The organism is Lapidilactobacillus achengensis (assembly GCF_003946655.1).
Classification (GTDB): domain Bacteria; phylum Bacillota; class Bacilli; order Lactobacillales; family Lactobacillaceae; genus Lapidilactobacillus; species Lapidilactobacillus achengensis.
The window spans coordinates 80,748-98,760 of sequence record NZ_RHOV01000007.1 but is presented as its reverse complement, the minus strand read 5'-3'; the positions used below and the strand labels follow the sequence as shown (position 1 = coordinate 98,760).

General features: G+C 48.0%; 15 protein-coding genes. 12 read left to right on the top strand and 3 right to left on the bottom strand.

The window, feature by feature from the left end:
• Positions 1-61: 61 nt before the first annotated feature.
• From EKM94_RS05965 to pgmB, 10 genes are all read left to right on the top strand, one after another.
• Positions 62-1,048 (top strand): LacI family DNA-binding transcriptional regulator, encoded by a 987-nt coding sequence (locus EKM94_RS05965; protein ID WP_125599015.1) that lies wholly within the window; start codon positions 62-64, stop codon positions 1,046-1,048.
• 775 nt (positions 1,049-1,823) lie between these two features.
• Positions 1,824-2,069 carry a hypothetical protein gene (locus EKM94_RS05960; RefSeq protein WP_125598963.1) on the top strand — a complete coding sequence of 82 codons (246 nt, stop codon included), beginning with the start codon at positions 1,824-1,826 and terminating at the stop codon, positions 2,067-2,069.
• Positions 2,070-2,390: 321 nt separating this feature from the next.
• Positions 2,391-4,085: an alpha-glucosidase gene (locus tag EKM94_RS05955; protein ID WP_125598960.1), complete on the top strand. Its 1,695-nt coding sequence runs from the start codon at positions 2,391-2,393 to the stop codon at positions 4,083-4,085.
• A 43-nt stretch (positions 4,086-4,128) separates the two neighbouring features.
• Positions 4,129-5,892 (top strand): glycoside hydrolase family 13 protein, encoded by a 1,764-nt coding sequence (locus EKM94_RS05950; RefSeq protein ID WP_125598957.1) that lies wholly within the window; start codon positions 4,129-4,131, stop codon positions 5,890-5,892.
• A 121-nt stretch (positions 5,893-6,013) separates the two neighbouring features.
• Entirely contained in the window at positions 6,014-7,285 is a 1,272-nt protein-coding gene (locus EKM94_RS05945) for an extracellular solute-binding protein (RefSeq protein WP_125598955.1), read from the top strand.
• 73 nt (positions 7,286-7,358) lie between these two features.
• Positions 7,359-8,663 carry a carbohydrate ABC transporter permease gene (locus EKM94_RS05940; RefSeq protein WP_379860862.1) on the top strand — a complete coding sequence of 435 codons (1,305 nt, stop codon included), beginning with the start codon at positions 7,359-7,361 and terminating at the stop codon, positions 8,661-8,663.
• A gap of 1 nt (position 8,664) precedes the next feature.
• Entirely contained in the window at positions 8,665-9,531 is an 867-nt protein-coding gene (locus EKM94_RS05935; protein ID WP_379860860.1) for a sugar ABC transporter permease, read from the top strand.
• Between the two features lie 29 nt (positions 9,532-9,560).
• A complete protein-coding gene (locus tag EKM94_RS05930; RefSeq protein WP_125598946.1) occupies positions 9,561-10,400 on the top strand; it encodes a DUF1189 family protein in 840 nt (279 codons plus the stop codon).
• A complete protein-coding gene (locus EKM94_RS05925; protein ID WP_125598944.1) occupies positions 10,381-12,672 on the top strand; it encodes a glycoside hydrolase family 65 protein in 2,292 nt (763 codons plus the stop codon). The genes EKM94_RS05930 and EKM94_RS05925 overlap by 20 nt, the downstream gene beginning before the upstream one ends.
• Positions 12,673-12,693: 21 nt before the next feature.
• Positions 12,694-13,371, top strand: a complete 678-nt coding sequence (gene pgmB, locus EKM94_RS05920) for a beta-phosphoglucomutase (RefSeq protein ID WP_125598941.1) — start codon at positions 12,694-12,696, stop codon at positions 13,369-13,371.
• Between the two features lie 18 nt (positions 13,372-13,389).
• On the opposite strand, the gene EKM94_RS05915 is transcribed toward pgmB, so the two are convergent.
• The 3 genes from EKM94_RS05915 to EKM94_RS05910 all read right to left on the bottom strand — a co-directional run bounded on the left by EKM94_RS05915 (position 13,390) and on the right by EKM94_RS05910 (position 15,168).
• Positions 13,390-13,671 (bottom strand): hypothetical protein, encoded by a 282-nt coding sequence (locus EKM94_RS05915; protein WP_125598938.1) that lies wholly within the window; start codon positions 13,669-13,671, stop codon positions 13,390-13,392.
• 330 nt (positions 13,672-14,001) lie between these two features.
• On the bottom strand, positions 14,002-14,127 hold the full coding sequence (locus EKM94_RS12780) for a hypothetical protein (RefSeq protein ID WP_263853230.1): 126 nt from the start codon (positions 14,125-14,127) through the stop codon (positions 14,002-14,004).
• 156 nt (positions 14,128-14,283) lie between these two features.
• Positions 14,284-15,168: a LysR family transcriptional regulator gene (locus tag EKM94_RS05910; protein ID WP_125598935.1), complete on the bottom strand. Its 885-nt coding sequence runs from the start codon at positions 15,166-15,168 to the stop codon at positions 14,284-14,286.
• Positions 15,169-15,271: 103 nt separating this feature from the next.
• Here EKM94_RS05910 and EKM94_RS05905 point away from each other — a divergent pair, with 103 nt between their 5' ends.
• Both EKM94_RS05905 and EKM94_RS05900 read left to right on the top strand, forming a co-directional pair.
• A complete protein-coding gene (locus EKM94_RS05905) occupies positions 15,272-16,894 on the top strand; it encodes a malolactic enzyme (RefSeq protein ID WP_125598932.1) in 1,623 nt (540 codons plus the stop codon).
• 23 nt (positions 16,895-16,917) lie between these two features.
• Positions 16,918-17,880 carry an AEC family transporter gene (locus EKM94_RS05900; RefSeq protein WP_125598929.1) on the top strand — a complete coding sequence of 321 codons (963 nt, stop codon included), beginning with the start codon at positions 16,918-16,920 and terminating at the stop codon, positions 17,878-17,880.
• Positions 17,881-18,013 lie beyond the last annotated feature (133 nt).

The following is an 18,013-nucleotide window of genomic DNA, read 5'->3' as shown; positions in this document are numbered from 1 at the left end:
TAATATCAATATAATAAGGTAGTGTAGGTGTACCTGAAAAACACTAGAGAAGGTGAGTCAGATCGTTACATTGAATGACGTGGCAAAATCAGCAAATGTTTCTAAGATGACAGTTTCCCGAGTGATCAATCACCCTGAACAAGTGACGGATGAACTTAAGCAATTGGTTTTCAAGGCGATGAATGAACTGGACTATCATCCCAACTTAGCCGCTAAAGCCTTGGCTGCCAACGCGACCCGAATCATCAAGTTGGTGATTTTGGAAAAGGTTGATACAGTCGAACCTTATTACGCAACGCTCCTGATGGGCGTGGCCCAATTTCTAAACGCGCATCAGTACGCGTTGCAAGTGGTGACCCAGAAGAATGCCGATATTGGTGAGTGTGATGGCTACATCATTACAGGAGCCCGTAACGATGACTTCACCTGGATCCAGGAGCTCCGCAAACCGGTGATTTTATATGGCGAGAATCGCCATCATTATGATTTTGTCGATTCCGATAATAAGTATGGCACTTTTTTGTCCACGGGCGCGGCGATCAAGGATGGCTATGACCAAATTATTTTCTTGGGGATTGAATTGAAGGAATCCTTCGAATATTCCCGCGAACGTGGTTACATGGATACCATGCAAAAATCTGGGCTGCAGCCACAAATTATTCGTTTCGGCAATCATTCTTCAGAGTCGCAACAATATATTGAAGATCATTGGCATGAATTTAAGCCCAATACCTGTTTCGTTTGTTCTAGCGATCGTTTGGCGATCGGCGTGGAGCGCGGGATTCAGCGGATGGGTGGTTCGATTCCCGAGGATTTTGGGATCACCGGTTTTGATGGGGTGTTCTTAGATCAAATCGCGGAACCGAAATTGAGCACGGTCAAGCAGCCGGTGATGGCCATGGGCAGTAAAATCGCCGAATTATTGATGCAAAAAATCAATCACGGCGTCACCACCAATGACCAAAGTCCCGAACGTGATCGCACTGAAGTGATGTTTTCACCGGAGTTGATACGCCGTAATACTACTCGCAATTATCATTTGAATTGAATCTGATTACTTGGTTCTTGAAGTCCATTGTTACGTAACAGTGGACTTTTTTGGTGCCATTTGGCCACTATCCGCTCCCCTGAACATGGGAAAAACAGCGCAGCATGCTGACCAAAATGGTTGGACGATCACAGATTGGATTATGGGATGGATGCCACTCAAAACCATCGATTCACCACCATTGGTCGGCTAGTTGGCGAAAGTATTTCAGCAAAAAAAGCTAATGCAAAAAAGCCGTCCAGGTCGGCTCGCACTCTATTTCGTGTAACCACTGACCATGGTCGTCAGTTGCGTGGCGCTCCATCAATTGGCTATAGCTTGCCACATGGCGTGAGTACTCAAACGGCTATTATAACGTTGAGCAGCGCAAGCCGCGGACATAATTGAAACAAACGTGTTCGTCAACCCAGCTTCCAAAATCCTGACTAGGCTAATGCTCAGAAGCTACCCGGGGCGCTCCGCACTGTTTTTGAAATTGCTGGACAGTATTGGGCCTATCTGCAATCGGAGCGAAGGATTTGACGAGGTGGTTTTGCAATTTATAGATCAATAATTGCTCACGTTCAAGGCGGTACGACAATGCCAACGGATTCGGATTCGGATTTGTTGGTTGGTACAGTTTGCATTGGCTGGACATCTTTGCCTGTTGCCTAAACAATTCTTGAGTGGCGGCTGACCAATCCAACTGATTCATCAAGATCATGTCCTAGTTCATCAAGCAGGCTACACTGGTGTCGCTAATCTAAAGATTGTCACCACTAGCCATGGTCGTCAATTGCGTGGCTCCTCATCAAGTGACGACAGCTTGTCAAATGGCGTGAGTGCTCAAACGGCTGTTAAAACGTTGAGCGGCTGGAGCGGAGAAATTCCGGGTGAGATCGCCGTGAAATTGGTCTTAGTGGCTCTGTCACTTAGACCAAGGCTCAGCTTTGAGCTTCGCGAAGCTCAAAGTGACGCCCACAGCGAGCTCACCCGGAATTTCGCAGCGCAAGCTGCGGACAATCTACTTTTGCTAGGCTAATGCTCGCAGTCAACCCGGGGCGCTCCGCACTCTTTGATCGGAAACGTGCTGCGCGCCCCAGCTTCTTCCGCTTAGCTACGCAATTGTTCCGAAAGCCAAGCCCAGCTTTCAAAACAATTGCTAGGCTAATGCTCAGAAGCTAATCGGGGCGCTCCGCACTCTGTTATGTCAATGTTCTGGCGTCTGATACACGGTCAAACTTGTTACCGATAACATCGACTGGAAAGCTTGTTGTTTCGGCAGTTCTTCCATAAGATAGGCAGTGGAAGTATTGCAGTTCCACGCTCGTTTGTAGCTTTTTCAGAAAGGAACCGACTTATTATGAAGCAATGGTACGAAAACGCGATCATTTATCAGGTCTATCCCCGCAGTTTCCAGGATAGTGACAATGATGGCCTTGGTGATCTGCAAGGCTTATTAGACCGCTTAGATTATATCAAGTCGTTAGGGGTCAATACGATTTGGCTGAACCCGGTGTTTACCTCACCACAAGTTGATAATGGTTATGATGTTTCCAATTATTTCACGGTTGATCCCCATTTTGGCACGATGGCGACCATGGACGCGTTGATCCAACGGGCCCATGAACTGGATCTCCACATTTTGCTGGATTTCGTGCTCAACCACACGTCGGACCAACATCCGTGGTTTCAGGACGCGCTGAAAAGTCCCAAGAGTTTATTCCGGGATTACTATATTTGGCAAGACACGCCTAATGGCCAGGTGCCGAACAATTGGGGTTCCTTCTTTGGCGGTTCGGTTTGGGAACAAGTGCCGACCGAACCCAATACGTATTATTTCCACCTTTTTGACAAACATATGCCTGATTTGAATTGGGCCAATCCAGAAGTACGGCAAGCGATGATCGAGGTTGCTAAGTATTGGGTGGGAAAAGGCATCGACGGCTTACGTTTAGACGCGTTCATTCATATCGCTAAGGCGGATCTAGGTCAGAATTTCCCGACGGATCAGACCGGGCCAGTGATTGCGGAGCCAATGTATGCCAACTTGCCCAATGTTGTGACCTATTTGCAAGAATTCATTGATGAACTGCGGAAAATCAATCCAGATCTGTTCATTCTTGGTGAAGGCGCTTCGGCGGATCCAGCGCTGGCGGCGCTTTATACGCGGACTAATCGGGGCAGCGCTTTGTGCGACGCCATTGTTAGTTTCCGTAATTTACCGAAACAGGCGGTTCCCGCGCCGAAGTTAACGGCGACGGTCAAGTTGCCCCTGGCTGAGCAGCTAGATACGGCGGCGTTACCAACCAGTATCGTACAATGGCAGACCGCATTGGCGCAAACGACCCAACCAACTTTGTATTTCAGCAACCACGACTTACCGCGAATGGCCACTGTTTATGCTGATCGGAAATTCGAAACGCGCAGTTTGAAGACCTTAGCCACGATGCAGTATTTGCAACGGGGTATCCCGATCATTTATTATGGCGAAGAATTGGGGCTGCATAACGCGGAACTGGCCCGCGCGACGGCCTTTCAAGATCAAATGACGTCCACCTTGATTGATCAGGTTCCTGAAGCGGAACGACCAGCTGTCTTGCAGTATTTGTCCGGTCTGCACAAAACCCCGGCGCGTCAGGCGATGCCGTGGGATGACAGCGCGCATCAGGGCTTTTCGGAGCATGAACCTTGGTTACGCACGCAACCAGCGCCGATCACCGTGGCTGCTGCTGAGGCGGATCCAGACAGTATTTTAAATTTCTACCGGAAGTTGTTCCAGTTGAAGCAACAGCCGTTGTTCGCCACTGGTAAATTCAGGTTATTGCTGGTCAAAACCGCCGGCCTAATTGTTTATCAACGGCAATTAGGGCAAAAGAGTGCCTTGGTCTTGACCAACTTGACTAGCGAAACGGTCACTTATCAAAATGACGATTGGCTGAACGCCGACATTACCTTCACGGTAGGTCAGGTGACCTTAGATGAAAACTCTTGGCATTTGGCGCCTTGGTCAACCTTGGTCTTGCAGCAAGATCAAGTGGCTTGGCCAGCTGAATAAATTAAGCGCGACAATCAAATCAAGAAAGTAGGTTATTGAATTTATGGAAGCAGCAGCAATTTATCACCGCCCAGATAGTGAGTTCGCCTATTTATATCAACCAGACGATTTCCGGGTGCGTTTACGGACCAAGCGCGACGATGCCCAAGCGGTCGACTGTTTTTATGGCGACCCATATGATTCCGAGAAGGGGCAATGGCCTTACGAAACGATCGCGATGAGTAAAATCGCCAGCACCGAGGCCCATGATTATTGGGAAGCCGCGTTGGAAGTGCCCCACAAGCGGGTCCAATATGATTTCCGCGTTGTCGGCACTGATGGCTCGGAATTATTGTATGGCGATCGGGGCTGTTTCCCGTTTGAACCTAGTCTGATCGGTGGTGGCGGTAACCCATTTCGGCAGCCGTATTTCCACGAGATCGATCGTTTCCAGGAACCAGATTGGGTGCGACACACCGTGTGGTATCAGATTTTTCCAGAGCGGTTCGCTAATGGCGATACCAGCAATGATCCAGCCGATGTTAAGCCTTGGGATAGCACGGTCAACCCCGGACGGACTGACTATTATGGTGGCGACCTGCAAGGCATTCTTGACCATCTGGATTACTTACAGGATCTAGGCATCAATGGCCTCTATCTCTGCCCGGTTTTCAAAGCTTATTCTAACCACAAGTACGATACGATCGACTATTTGGAGATCGATCCTGACTTTGGCGATAAAGAGGTTTTCCAGAAATTAGTGGCCGCGGCGCATCAACGGGGCATGAAAGTCATGCTGGACGCGGTCTTCAACCATATTGGCGATCGCTCCGTTCAATGGCAGGATGTGTTGACGAACCAGTCTAAATCGCGGTTCGCCAACTGGTTCCACGTCAATAAATTCCCGATCAGCTACCAAGAAACCACTGATTTCGAACACGCCAACGAATTAAGTTTCGACACCTTCGCTTATACCCCGCATATGCCTAAGCTGAATACCGCTAATCCAGAAGTTCAAGCCTATCTTTTGGATGTGGCGACTTATTGGATCAAAGAATTCGATATCGACGCTTGGCGGTTGGACGTGGCCAATGAAGTCGGCCATCACTTCTGGCGCCAATTCGCGGCGGCTTGCCATGCTGTCAAACCTAATTTTTATATTCTAGGGGAGGTCTGGCATTCTTCCCAACCTTGGTTGCAAGGCGATCAATTCTCAGCGGTGATGAATTACGCCTTTACGGAAACCGTGATCAAAGGCTTCGTCGACAAAACTTTAGAACCGACGCGGATGGTCGCTGGCTTGAATTACCAACGGATGTTGTATCAACAACAGGTCAATGAAGTCATGCTGAACACCTTGGATTCCCACGATACGGCGCGGCTATTGACTTTGTGTCGAGGTGACAAAGCGCTGTTACGGCAGACGGTGGCGTTCACCTTCCTGCAAGAAGGCGAGCCTTGTATCTATTATGGTAGTGAAGTGGGGATGGACGGCGGGAATGATCCCGACTGTCGCAAGCCAATGAATTGGGACCCAGCGACCCAGGATCAAGAACTGTTCGCTTTTTACCAGAAGTTGATCAAATTCCGGTTGCAACACGCCGATTTAATGACGCAAGGCGCGTTGACTTGGCAAGTCGTTGATGATGATCAAGGCTTAGTCAAAGTCGTGCGCGATGATGGGGCGACTTTTGTTACAGGTATCTTCAATTTAAGCGGACAAGCGCAAAAGATCGGTGCGCTCCAAACCGCGGATTCAGTGGTTCTTAGTCAAGGCTTGACCAACGACGAATTGGCCGCTTCAGGTTTTGTGATCAGTCAACGCTAAAGTTGGCTTAGGTTTTCTGTTATCGGTAACATTGATTTATCGCTTGCTAAATCCCTTACAAGAAACCATAATGTGGTTGTAAGCGAAATCAATAAATTACGTTTCGAGGAGGAAACAAGTAATGAATTTGAAGAAATGGCGTTATGTAGGTTTAGCTGCTTTGACTGCCACGGTTGCTTTATCATTAGCTGCTTGTGGTAATTCATCAAGTAGTGATAAGAAATCGGCAACGAGTTCGGAATCGAAGACTTTGACGATTTCCGTTGATAAGGGTTATAAGAAGTATGTCAACAAGATCAAGGGTAAGTTCGAAAAAGATAACAATGTGAAGATCAAGATGGTCAACAAAGATATGTTGGATCAACTTGACGCTTTACAACTGGATGGACCTGCTGGTAAAGCGCCAGATGTCATGATGGCACCATTCGACCGGGTCGGTGGATTAGCGCAACAAGGTCAAGTCGCTGAATACAATCCAGTTTCAGGTCGCTATGCGTCAACTGGTGAAGATGCCGTTAAGTATGATGGCAAGCATTATGGCGCGCCAGTGACGATCGAATCAATCGTCATGTACTATAACAAGAAGTTGATTGACAAAGCACCAACTACTTTCGATGAAATCGAAGCAATCAGCAAAGATTCCAAGTTTGCTTATGAAAATGACAAAACTAAGAACGTTGGTTTCTTAGCGCAATGGACGAACTTCTACATTAGCTATGGCGTCTTCAAGGGTTACGGTGGTTACGTCTTCGGCGATGACAACTCAAATCCTAAGAAGATCGGCTTGAACAACGCTGGCTCTGTTGAGGCATTGGACTTCATGACCAACTACTTCAAGAATGTTTGGCCTAAAGGGATGCAAGATATCAAAGCCAACCAGAACTTCATCGACGATCAATTCACCAAGGGTAAGACCGCAGTTGTCATCGACGGTCCTTGGAAGGCATCTTCTTATAAAGAAGCCGGCATTGATTACGGCGCGACTGTCTTACCTACTTTGCCAAATGGTAAAGATTATCAAGCCTTTGGTGGTGGCAAGTCTTGGGTCATTTCAGCTTATTCCAAGAACCAATCATTAGCGAAGAAATGGTTAGACTATGTTTCAAATGACGCTAACCAGAAGACCTTCTTCAACATGACTGCTGAAATTCCAGCTAACTTGAAAGCACAAAACGCTGCTAAGGAAGATGGAACTGAATTAACGACTGCCGTTATCGAACAATTCAAGAAGGATGATCCGTTGATCAACTTGCCTGAAATGTCTGAGGTTTGGGACGCAGGTCAAACAATCGTGACTAACGCAGCTTCTGGCAAGATGACTTCGAAAGAAGCCGCTGATGCTGGTGTTAAGGTCATCAAACAGAAGATTGAACAGAAGTACGGCAGCAAGTAAGCCGCTAGATTGAATTTAAAATGTCGATGGCGACGTACCATCGACATTTTACATAACGGAAAGGAAGGGACCAGTGATGACTGATCCACAAAAGCAAGACCCCAGAAAAGCAAAATTGCTCTCGATTATTCCTGGGTTGGGGCAATTTTATAATCACCAAGTCCTGAAAGGCTCGATCTTCTTAGTGCTCTTCTTAGCGTTCGTCGCTGAATTAGCGCTGGCCGGTGTCCGTCAGATCGTGAATCTGATTACCTTGGGTTCAACCCCAATGATGGATAACTCGCTCTTTATGATGATCGAAGGGACGTTGCAGATCCTTGTACTAGTTGTCGCGATCATTCTCTACGCGGCCAATATCTATGACGCCGGTAACATCGCCAAGCAGGCCAACGAAGGCAAGAAGCCATCGACCAGTTTGGTTCAGATGATCAAAAACATCGGGGATGGCGGCTTTCCATACCTATTCTCGATCCCAGCTTATTTCTTAATGCTGTTTATCATCGTGTTCCCAGTACTCGTTACTTTATTCATCGCCTTTTCAAACTATGACTTTCTCCATGTGCCACCTGCTCATCTGTTGGACTGGGTCGGTTTCAAGAACTTCACCTCATTGTTCTTCCTAAGTAGTTACCGCCAAACTTTCAACGCGGTCTTCGGTTGGACGATCATTTGGACGGTTGTGGCGACAACACTACAATTGTTCTTAGGAATTTTCACGGCAATCGTGGCGAATCAGGACTTTATTAAATTCAAACGTGCTTTTGGGGTCATCTTCCTTTTACCATGGGCAGTACCTGCCTTCATCTCGATCATGAGTTTCTCCAACATCTTCAACGATTCGGCTGGTGCGATCAATGTTCAGGTCATTCCTTTCTTCAATAAGATCTTGCCATTCTTGCACTTGTCATTGCCAGCGTGGAAGACAGATCCATTCTGGACGAAGATCGCGATCATCATGATCCAAGGTTGGTTGGGCTTCCCTTATATCTATGTAATGGTCACCGGGATCCTCCAAGCGATCCCCGAAGACTTATATGAAGCAGCCACATTAGATGGCGCTTCCGCGATCCAAAAATTCAATCACATTACGGCGCCAACGATTTTTACGGTCGCCGCACCAATTTTCATTACGCAATATACAGGTAACTTCAACAACTTCTCAATGATCTATCTGTTTAACAGTGGTGGTCCTGGGGATGTTGGTGGCGGTGCCGGTGGTACTGATATCTTGATTTCATGGATCTATAAATTAACGACGGGTCAATCACCGCAATATTCGATCGCCGCCGCAGTTACCTTATTGATCTCGGTCATTGTCATTGGTGTTTCCATGATCGTCTTCAAGAAGACGGGCGCATTTGATTTAGGAGATGATTAAGATGGCGCGTAGACAAAAGAAAATCAATGAGAAATCAGCAATCCGTAATCGACGGGTCAAGCATTTCTTCACCTACCTATACATGGTCATTCTGGCGATCATCATTATCTATCCGTTACTGATCACCGTCAGTTCGGCCTTTAAAACAGGTAACGTGCAGTCCTTTACCTTGGACTTCAGTTCAAAATGGACGTTGATCAACTTTAAACGTCTGTTCACGGAGACCCTTTATGGGACCTGGTACAAGAATACGGTCATCATCGCCTTCTTCACGATGCTGATCCAAGTCGCGGTCATCACGCTGGCCGGTTATGTTTACAGTCGTTACCGCTTCATCGGGCGGCGTTTCAGCTTGATGTTCTTCATCATTATCCAAATGGTCCCAACCATGGCCGCGTTGACTGCCTTCTATGTCATGGCCAATATGCTCAACGCCTTGGATCATTACTGGTTCTTGACGTTGATCTATATCGGCGGTGGGATCCCAATGAACACTTGGTTGATGAAAGGCTACTTCGATTCCGTTCCATATGACTTGGATGAATCGGCCAAACTTGATGGCGCCGGCAACTTCCGGGTTTTCTGGCAGATTGTTTTGCCGTTGGTCAAGCCAATGATCGCCGTTCAAGCTTTATGGGCGTTCATGGGACCATTCGGCGATTACATCATGTCCAAGTTCTTGCTTCGTTCTGACGAGCATTTGACCGTTGCGGTTGGCTTGCAGCAGTTCATTACCAATACCCGTGATCAACAAGTTGTCTTGTTCGCGGCTGGCGCGATCTTGATCGCCTTACCAATCAGTATTTTATTCTTCTACTTGCAAAAATACTTCACTAGTGGTTTGCTATCAGGTAGTACTAAAGGATAAAACCCCAGTAAAGGAATGAAACAAATTTAATGAAGAAAATCGCTTTTCCCGTTCGTTATTTCATGTCGGCTTTCACGCCGACAGCCATGTTCAAAGGACGTCACGCGTTACGTTGGTGGCAACAGATCATTGTCTTCATTTTCTTGAGCGCACTGATGATCGTGCCGATCCCAATTTTCTACGCCCAACAGACCACCTTCAACTTCCATGCTTTTTTGCCCGACGCCAATGCTTTGCTGGCGCGACAGGAACTCAAGGACGCCAGCCAACAGCTGACATTTAAGGATGATCGGTTACAGACTTCTGAGAACAAGGTGATTTATCAGACGAAGAAGGCGCTGATCGGGACAAATTTGACCAAAAAGCAAATGAAACAAGTGGACAATGCCGTTGATCTGGCCCAAGACCACTTCACCTTGCAAGAACGTGGCTATCTTTTCCAAGCCACGTATCAACAGAAAAACAACGTTGCACCACACAAAAATATCACGAAGTTTCTCCAGAACAGTTGGTATCGTTCTAATCATGGTTCGATCATGATGTTGATGTTAGTTTCCGTCGGGTTGATCGTCGTGGGTTCCAATTTGCTCTTGATCTTGGGAGCGGCGTTCTTCTTGTCCTTAATGAAACGCAATCGGCAAGCCTCGATCAAATCCTTTGGAGAAGCCCATAATCTCGTGCTCAACGCGTCGTTATACGGCACCTTGGCGGCAATGGTAACCGGATTAGTCCGGTTTGATTTCTCATTGATGTTTATGGTTTTCTCAGTTGTTCTTGCCCTGATGATTTTGGCGATTTATTGGCGGACACGATTTAATGACGAATTTACAAACAACAGAGGGGTTCAAAATGACAAAACGATTATTTGAGATCGATCCGTGGGTTCTGACAACGGATCAGTTGGCAGTAGCGGACAAACGTTTGCAGGAAAGTCTGACCTCGATTGGTAATGGTTATATGGGCATGCGCGGTAATTTCGAAGAGAGTTACAGCGGTGACACCCACCAAGGCACCTACTTGGCTGGGGTCTGGTTCCCAGATAAAACGCGAGTTGGCTGGTGGAAGAATGGCTATCCGAAGTATTTCGGTAAAGCTATCAACTCACCGGACTTCCTCAGCATTCCGATCAAGGTCAACGGTGAAACGCTGGATCTCGCCAAAACCAAATTTCATGATTTCAAGCTGGAATTGGATATGCATGACGGGGTTTTGCGGCGGTCGTTCGTCGCGGAGATCGGCGGCGCCAGTGTGCGCTTCAGTTTCTTGCGCTTCATGAGCAATGTCACCCAAGAATTGGCGTTGATCAATTTAGAGGCTGAAGTTTTATCTGGTCAAGCTGAACTGACGCTGGAACCTTTGATCAATGGCAATGTTCATAATGAAGATTCCAATTACGATGAAACTTTCTGGGAATTGCGGCACCAAGGTCCATTAGCTGACGATAATTATTTCGTCACCATGGAAACCAAAGAAAATCCGTTTGGAACACCACGCTTTACGATCACGGAGCAAATGCACGTGGTCGTAGACAGTCCCGTCGCTGTGGACCGCCAACCCTTGGCTGAAAAATCTGGCCGCGTTGGGGAAACAATCAGCGCCCATTTGACCACTGGTCAGGCATTGACGTTACGCAAGCAGGTGGTGGTTGTCACTAGCCGTGATGTCCCCGAGGCTCAGCAAGTCAATCGGGCCACCACATTGATCCAAGCGGCCGACCAAACCAGTTTGGTCACGCAATTAGCGGGGCAAGATCAGGTTTGGGCGCAACGTTGGGCCCAATCGGACGTGCAGATCAATGGTGATCCGGCGGCGCAACAAGGGATTCGTTTCAATATTTTACAATTATTCATGACTTATTATGGCGAAGACTCCCGGTTGAATGTCGGACCAAAAGGCTTTACCGGTGAGAAGTATGGTGGCGCGACTTATTGGGACACGGAAGCTTATATCGTGCCAATGTATGTTTCGGTCACCAAACCCCAGGTCACGCGGCAATTGTTGGAATACCGTTATGACCAATTGGCCGGCGCTTATCACAACGCGCAACAACAAGGTCTCAAAGGCGCCTTGTATCCCATGGTGACTTTCGATGGGATCGAGTGCCACAATGAATGGGAGATCACCTTTGAAGAGATCCATCGGAACGGGGCCGTGGCTCATGCAATTTATGAGTATACCGATTATACTGGAGATACTGATTACGTTTTGACGAAGGGTATCGATGTGCTTGTTGGCATTGCCCGCTTCTGGGCCGATCGGGTCCACTTCTCCAAACGGCATCAGCAGTATATGATCCACGGGGTCACTGGTCCGAACGAGTACGAGAACAACGTCAACAATAACTGGTATACCAATCAAATGGCTACTTGGGTGCTACGTTATACGTTGGAGATTTTACCACAAGTCTCTGACGCCAAACAGCACGCGTTGGCGGTCAGCACAGAAGAACAAGCTCACTGGCAAGATATCATCGCGCGGATGTACTATCCCGTTGATGACCAGGAAGGCATCTTCGTCCAAAACGATGGCTACCTTGATAAAGATCTGCGGCCGGTTTCTAGCTTGGATCCAAGTGAACGGCCTTTGAACCAACATTGGTCTTGGGATAGGATCTTGCGTTCGCCGTTTATCAAGCAAGCCGATGTTTTGCAGGGAATCTATTTCTTAGATGACCAGTTTACCTTGGCGGAAAAGAAACGGAACTTTGACTTCTATGAGCCGATGACGGTTCATGAGTCTTCCTTGTCTGCTTGTATTTATAGCATTATCGCCGCTGAGATCGGTGAAGAAGATAAGGCCGTTGAATTGTACAGCCGGACAGCGCGGTTGGATCTGGATAACTATAACAACGATACCGCCGATGGTTTGCACATCACTTCGATGAGCGGCGGTTGGTTGTCGATCGTCCAAGGCTTCGCTGGTTTGCGCCATTCCCATGGTCAATTATCTTTGAAGCCGTTCTGCCCGAAAGATTGGGAGAGTTATCGTTTCCAGATCAATTTCCGCGGTCGACTTTTGGCTGTTACTGTGGATCATCACGAGACTAAGTTGGAATTGCTTAAGGGCACCGATTTAGCCTTGACTGTGAATGGTCAACCTCAGATCGTTAAGGCGGACCAAGTTTTAACGGTCACAGATTAAGAAGTGAATGGAGGAACAGCAATGCTGAAAGGTTTTGTATTCGATTTAGACGGGGTGATCACCGACACTGCCCGGTTCCACTATCAGGCTTGGTCGAAGATCGCCCAAGATGATATGGGCATCACGATCAATCCCAGCGTGAACGAACAATTGAAAGGCGTTAGCCGGATGGATTCACTGAATGTGATCCTCAAGTTCGGTCAGCGGGAAAATGATTTTACCGAAGCTGAGAAAGAGGCTTTGGCCACCAAGAAAAATGATTATTACGTTCAATTGATCTCCAACATGACACCGGCGGATATTCTCCCCGGGATCCAGGCTTTCTTGGACCAATTAAAAGCTGAAGGCTATCAAATGTCTTTGGCCTCAGCCTCCAAGAATGCGCCACGGATTTTGAATGGCCTGCAATTGACTAATTATTTTGACCAGATCGTCGACCCGGCTAGCCTGCACGCAGGGAAGCCAGATCCTGAAATTTTCGCCAAGGGGGCGACTTTGCTTGGCCTCAAGCCGACAGAAGCGGTTGGTTTGGAAGATGCCTTTGCCGGGATCCAGTCGATCAACGGCGCCGGTGAATTCTCAGTGGGGATCGGTGATCCAGCAATCCTGAACGAAGCTGATCTGAACTTTACCAGCACCGCGGAGATCTCTCTTGATCAGATCAAAACTGCCTTTGCTACCTGGGCAGCTAAGCAATAATTGAGTTCTGAATACGTTTCAACAAAGAGCAATCACGTTTTCTTCGTGTGATTGCTCTTTTTTTGATACGTGCTGGACAGGGGATAGATTGGCCGCGGCTTGCGCTGCGAAATTCGGGGTGAGCTCGCTGTGGGCGCTGTTTTGAGCCAATCCGCAAAGTGCGCGGCTTGTCTCAAAATCAGGCCTTGTCCTAAGCAGCAGAGCCGCCAAGGACAATTTCACGGCGATCTCATCCCGAATTTCTCCGCTCCAGCCGCTCAACGTTATAACAGCCGTTTGAGCACTCACGCCAACTGGCAAGCTATCGCCAATTGATGGGGATCCACGCAGTTGACGAACGTGGTTAGTGGTTATGATCTTTAAATTGGTGACACCAGTACAACCTGCCTGATGAACTATAGAAAGATCTTGTTGAATTGGCTAATTCGGTCGTTTTCCACTCGGGGATTGTTAAGAAAATGAGTAGAAATCTTCAGCCGCTGCCAAATATCCCGACCTTCTAATCTAAGTCAGTTGGTGTTGCGTTCACACCTTAAAAAAGGGCGATTGTTTTGACCTCAATCTTGCGAAACAACTTCGTCAACCCCTCGCCTCGATTGCAGATAGGCTCAATTCTGTTCAGCAACCGCCTCAGGACGTGTGGCTCAGCGGTGAGATTATTCTTAGCGGTTTACCGCTTAGAATAAGGCTCGATTTGAAGACAAGCCGCGCACTTTGCGGATTGGCTTCAAACGACGCCCACCGCGTTCCAGCCACGACAAACGTCCTGAGGCGGTTGCGTCCACATCCAAACCCACCAACCCCCAGCACACCTGCACTCAAGCAGAGACTCAAAAAACCACCGCTAGGGTAGTTACCGCTCGCGGTGGTTAGGCTTTTATTTTCGTATGATTGTTCTTTACTCTTTCGACACTAGAGAAAGGGGATTCGTTGGAAAATTCCCCGGATCGTGGTCAAGTCAGGATCGGCGGCGGAACTGTGGCGGGTGCCTAACATGATCTTGAATTGTGGCAGGTCGAGGAGGGGGAGGTCCAATTGTTGGACGCCATCAGTATCGTGAAGGGCGGTGGCGGTGATGAAACTAATGCCTTGATCGCGACGCACCAGATCCAGAAGCAGCTTGTAATCATTGGTTTGGTAGATCACCTGGGGGAGAATATTATACTTGCGACAGAACAATTGGAAAACTTGTTGGTGGACTGATTGTTCATCAAGCAAAATAAAGGCCTGTTGGGCAATAAATTCCGGCGTTAACGGCCGTGGGATCTGGCGGTCAGCGGCGGCGATCAACTTGAAGGGTTGTTGGCGAATCATGATAAAGTCCAAGTCAGCCGCTTCAGGAATATTGGTGGCGCCTAATAAAGACAGATCAAGCGCGCCGCTTTGCAATTGAGCCAGCAGCTCTTTGGAGCCACTGACCACAGGTTCGATGCGGGCAATCAGATCGGCCTGTTCCAACTCATCGAAAACTTTCGGGAAGAGATAGTTGGTGATGATCGGCGGCATGCCCATGCGGATCTTCTTTGTTTTGATCCGGTGGAGATCCTGACGGAGCAATTGTTCTTCGTGGAGGATCCGTTGCAGATGCTGTAAGGTCTGAGCCCCGGCGGCGGTTAAGGTCAACGAGTTGGCGAAACTAGTTCGGGAGATCAGGCGGCTGCCATACTCAGCTTCCAGCCGTTTCAGCGCGTAAGTGACCGTTGGTTGGCTGACCGCGAAAAATTCCGCCGTTTTTGAAAAACTTTTTAATTCAACTAATTTTTGGAAGTAGGCATAATCCTTCAAATACGTTGTCATAGCAGCACCTATAATTCTTTTTTATTAATTATAGCATATTTGACTATATTATTTATAGTGGACTATCCTAGCTTTTGTAAGATATTTGAGGAGGTTTTTCAAAATGAAAAAATCTGGTTTAGCACTGCTAAATGATCCGTTTTTAAATAAAGGAACCGCGTTTACGGCGGCGGAACGGCAGGAGAACGGCACGGTGGGCTTGTTGCCACCTTTCGTGCAAACCTTGGCGCAACAAGTGGAACAAGCTTATGGTCAGTATCAATTGCGGGAAACTGATTTAGCTAAGCGCTTGTTTCTGATGGATATTTTCAATGAAAATCGGACTTTATTCTATCGATTATTCAGCGAGCACATCAACGAATTCATGCCGGTCGTATATGACCCCACCATTGCCGACACGATCGAGAATTACAGCCGCTTGTTCTTGGACCCGCAAAACGCTGCTTTCTTGTCGATTGATGATCCGGAGAGCATCGAGGCCAGCTTGCGCGCTGCCGCTGGTGAGCGCGACATTCGCTTGATCGTGGTTACTGACGGCGAGGGAATCTTGGGCATCGGTGACTGGGGTGTGCAAGGTGTTGATATTTCCGTTGGCAAACTGATGGTCTATACTGCTGCCGCTGGGATTGATCCCAAATCAGTTTTGCCAGTGGTTTTGGACGTGGGCACCAATAACGAGAAATTATTGACCGATGAGCTTTACCTTGGCAATCATCATCAACGGGTGACCGGTCAACGCTATTATGAGTTCGTGGATCGTTTCGTCGCCACGGCGGAAGGGTTGTTCCCTCAAATGTATTTGCATTTCGAAGACTTCGGCCGTGATAATGCTGCCAATATTTTAAACAAGTACAAGGACGAGATCTTGACGTTCAACGACGACATTCAAGGAACGGGGATCATCACCTTGGCCGGTATCTTAGGCGCGTTGAACATTTCCCACGAGAAATTGACCGACCAAATCTATTTGAGCTTCGGCGCTGGGACAGCTGGTGCTGGTATCGTGCAGCGGATCTTTGACGCGATGGTGGCAGAAGGCTTGTCACCTGAAGAAGCGAAACGGCATTTCTACTTGGTTGATAAGCAAGGCTTGCTGTTTGATGATACGGTCGGCTTGACCCCCGAGCAAAAGCCCTTTACCCATCAACGTTCTGAATTCGCCAACGCCGCTGACTTGACTAATTTAGCCGCAGTCGTCAAGGCCGTTCATCCGACGATCTTGGTCGGGACTTCAACACAACCAGGCACCTTCACAGAAGAAATCGTCAAGGAAATGGCGGCGCACACACCACGGCCGATTATTTTCCCATTGTCTAACCCAACGAAATTGGCCGAGGCTAAGGCGGAAGATCTGTTGACTTGGACCAAGGGCCAAGCGCTGATCGCCACCGGGATCCCCGTTAAGCCGATCGAATATCAAGGCGTGACTTATCACATTGGTCAAGCCAATAACGCCTTGGTTTATCCGGGCTTAGGCTTAGGCGCGCTGGCAGTCAATGCCAAGGTATTAAGCGATGGCATGATCAATAAAGCGGCCCATTCCCTAGGTGGGATTGTCGATCCGACGGAAGCAGGCGCGGCGGTTTTGCCACCGGTCTCGAAATTGGACGCCTTCAGCTTGACGGTTGCCAATGGTGTGGCTCAGCAAGCGATCGACGAACATTTATCGACTGCTAGTGATGCGCAACAAGCTGTCGCTGACTTGAAATGGACACCAGCATACTAATTATTTAGGGGGAATTGAGAAAAATGGCCGCATTTATTACATCATTACAAAGCGTCGCCGAGATCGTCATTGTGATCGCGCTAGGATACTGGCTGAGAAGTTCCAAACGTTTGGATGACAGTTTCAAAGGCAATATCTCGTTTATCATCATGAACATCGCCTTACCCGCTTCGATTTTCGTTTCTGTTTTGAAATATCTGACTCGCGATAAATTAGCCAGCCTGTCTGGTGGTTTGATCTTCGCTTTTGGCAGTTTTGCTTGCAGTTACTTGCTGGCTTGGTTGCTGACCAAAGCGCTACACATTCGCCAAGGTCGTCGGGGTACCTTCATCAATATGTTCGCCAACGCCAATACCATTTTCATTGGCTTGCCGTTGAACTTGGCCCTGTTCGGCAGCAAAAGCCTGCCGTACTTCCTCGTTTATTACGTGATGAACACGATCTCGACGTGGGCGATCGGTGTCTTCTTCATTTCCAATGACGATCCCACCGTTAAAAAAGGCACCAAGAAAGACTTCAACTGGCGCAAACTCTTGCCGGCGCCGTTAGTCGGTTTCCTGGTTTCCTTGGTCTTTCTACTACTGGCGATCCCCGTACCTGATTGGATCACCAAGACCTTGGACATGGTCGGCGGCATCGTCACGCCGATGTCATTGATCTACATCGGAATCATTCTCGCCGATGCGGGCTTGAAGTCGATCCGCTTCGACCGTGATACTGTTTGGGCGCTGTTAGGCCGCTTTATCTTCGCGCCAGCACTGATGATCGTCATGATCCTCATCGGCAAAAGCATGGGGAACACCATGCCCGCGATTGAAAGCAGCACCTTGATCATCCAAGCCGGCGCCCCTGGACTGGCGGTTTTACCGATCTTGGTCGGTCAGGCCCACGGCGACGTGGAATACGCCACCAACCTGGTCACCACCTCCACCGTGCTGTTCGTGATCGTCGTGCCGATCTTGATGCAAGTTGTTAACTTTTTGTAGGAAATTGATTTACATGTTTAAAATAGAATAGGTTTATCGGGAAAAGGTTCTAATCGTGATGTCGCGATTGGAACCTTTTTTTGTCAGGTATTAACGCTTAAAAATGTAATTTTTAAAAATTACAAAATAAAGC